Here is a 2,674-nt window from a genome sequence, read left to right on the forward strand (position 1 = left end):
CAGGTCCCGCCCGGCCCCCCGCAGCACCGCCTCGGCCCCCCTGAGGACTTCGAGGAAAACCCAGTTGGCCACATCCGGCACGATCACCCCTTGTGGACCAGGACCGCGCCGGTCAGGCTCAAAACGGCGGCGAGCACGGCGAAAATAATCGCGGCTGGCATTCACGAGGTCTCCGATCTCTGACACCGATGCGATCTGATCGTCCAGTTGTGGAGCGGGGCCGGTCCTGGCTTCTCCGATCTGTTGGGCGGTGTCTTCCATCGCCCGACAGATCGGAGGGGCTGGTTCGCGAAGATCCAGTGCGTGATACCGGACCTGGCGTACTCCTCGGCACCGAGCACTGGACAGCAGATTGGTGCGATGAACACCGGCGTGCGCCGATCCCATCCCCGGCCGAATTCCAGAAGTTCCTCGCCCCCGTCGGGTCGCGTGGCTTGCACAAACACCGCGTCCGCGCCAGCATCCACATAGCGGTTCGCGCGGTTCAAGGCCTCGGCCACGCCGTGCCCGGCCACCAACGCTTCGGTTCGGGCGATCAAGAAACAGCTGGGCTCCAGCCCGCGGCGCGTGGCGCGGAGGCGCTTCTCCTGTTCCTCCACGCTGGCCAGGTCCCGCTTACCGGGGTACAGGCTTGACCACTTGTCCAGCGTGTTGTCCTCGATGCACACCGCGCTCGCGCCGGCCTGGGAGATTGTCCGCGCCGCCAGGTCTATCTTGCGCGGGCCTCCGTACCCGGATTCCATGTCCACAACCACCGGATGACGCGTCGTCCTCGCCACGGTCCGCACCACACTGGCCATCTCGGAGGAATCTATTAGCCCGAGATCGGGAAGGCTCCCCAGCGCGGCGGACACACAGAAACTGCTCACCCAGACGAAGTCGGGGTTGTGCCTGTCGGCCAGCCGTGCGGACGAGCCGTCATACACGCCAACTCCGAGACGTACAGGAGTCTCGGTCGAGAACCAGCTGGGTGTCACGTGATCGCCTTCCCGGTTTGTGATGTCGAAGAGTTTGATTTTTAACCATTGGAGTGGTATGCATAGCGCTCCATCGAGCCGCACAGATGAAATCTTCGTTGGGAGCTAGCGGCTGCCCGGTGACCATCACGGCGCCCGCAGCTACGGGCCCGGCACCCTGCTCGTGACCGACGGTGACATACCGGAGGACGGCGCCGTCGATCGGCGTTCGGGGCGGGGAGGGGATCGGACCCCCGGGGATGCCAAAGATGATCTTTTCATTCGTCGGCCCCAACGAACCGACCACCGACCGCGCTCCGGTCATCTTCTTGACCCTTTTTCTCCGGTCGCTGAGGTCATGAAGATCCGAAGTGAGCCTTCGGGGTATATCGTCAACTATCATGTTTACGTACGCTACTCCTGGATTGGTGTCGATGCGCGTCGCACGTCGCCTGGGGGCGTGTGACGTAAATCTCCCTAGCTGAGGTGCCAGGCCCTCCTATCGATCATGATCTCAGCTAGCTTGCTGGGACTTTTGGGGCATTTGAAGCTTTTGCGTAGCCGTCATGTACGGTTCGAAACCGTGATGTCATCCTTGGTTAGGTTGCATGGGCCCTGGTCCGTGAGGAGCACGGACTCCCAGGACGCCCGATCCTTATGATCGTAACAATCGATCAGTTGAAGATTGTGTTATCGCTAGACGAGCACTGTGTCCCGCTCCGTCCACGCTGGTACATGCGTGGCTCACCGCTCGCGATCGTGCGGTGTGTCGGGCAGTTCTCGCCTGCTCGTGGTTACGGGTCCACGTGTAGAGCCGGGTACGGGCCCGGCGGCCGACCACACGCCCCAGCCGATGGCCGTCGTCACCTCGGTGTCCCGCGAGACGGACAGGGCGCGTACCCCACGCCCGGCCGGTGCCGCAGCCCTCACCGGCCACCTTCAGTCCTTCGGGGCACGCCCGGCCGGGTTGGTCCGGACCGTGAACCCGGATCGGGAGAGGATTGGCACGGGACCGAACGGGATGGCCCGGATGGAAACGGGATGGCCCAGATGGGGATGGTGTCGTGCACAGGTTCGAGGACCGCTGGGTGGTTTCCGCCAGTGATCTTGTCGACGTCGTCGAGTGTGGGCATCGCGTTGGGCTTGCGCACGCGCTCGCCGCCGGGCTGGTGACCGGGGAGACGTCGGAGAACGGGCCCCGCCGGATCGACCGGGTGCGCCTGACCCCCGCGGACACCACTGCCGTGCGGCACGGCGAGGCGCACGAACGACGCTGGCTGGAGCATCTGCGCCGGTGTTTTGGCGCGGACGGGGTCGTGGCGATCGAGCGGCCCGCCCCCACGCTCGCCGCCCTGGCCCAGGCCCACGAGCGGACCCGCCAGGCGTTGGCCGCCGGGGTTCCCGTCGTCTACCAGGGGGCGCTGTTCGACGGCGCGTTCCAGGGGCGCCCCGACTTCCTCATCGCGGCGCATCTCGACCCGGTCGCCGGCGCATCGACCGGGCCCGCGGTCGCGGGCCGTTACGAGCCCTACGACGCCAAGCTCGCCGGGCACGCCAGTCCGGGAGCCGTGCTGCAGCTCGCCGCCTACGCGGCGGCCTTACCGTCGGTGGGCGTACCCGTTCCGCGATTCATGCATCTGCTGCATCCCGCGCAGCGGGCCACCGCGCCAGAGCCAGAGCCAGAGCCAGAGCCCGCGCTCGGGGTCGGGGTCGGGGTC

The 2,674-nt window shown here is 66.3% G+C and carries 1 protein-coding gene and 1 pseudogene; one reads left to right on the forward strand and one right to left on the reverse strand.

Annotated features, from left to right (window positions below; all coding sequences use genetic code 11):
• Window positions 1-161 precede the first annotated feature (161 nt).
• Window positions 162-1,061 (reverse strand): isocitrate lyase/PEP mutase family protein, encoded by a 900-nt coding sequence (locus AC08OX_RS16870; RefSeq protein ID WP_476608695.1) that lies wholly within the window; start codon window positions 1,059-1,061, stop codon window positions 162-164.
• 959 nt (window positions 1,062-2,020) lie between these two features.
• On the opposite strand from AC08OX_RS16870, the pseudogene AC08OX_RS16875 reads away from it, so the two are divergent.
• Window positions 2,021-2,674, forward strand: a pseudogene (locus AC08OX_RS16875) (TM0106 family RecB-like putative nuclease); the annotation flags it as partial.

The sequence above is a fragment of the Frankia sp. CoBUL1 genome (assembly GCF_978021245.1).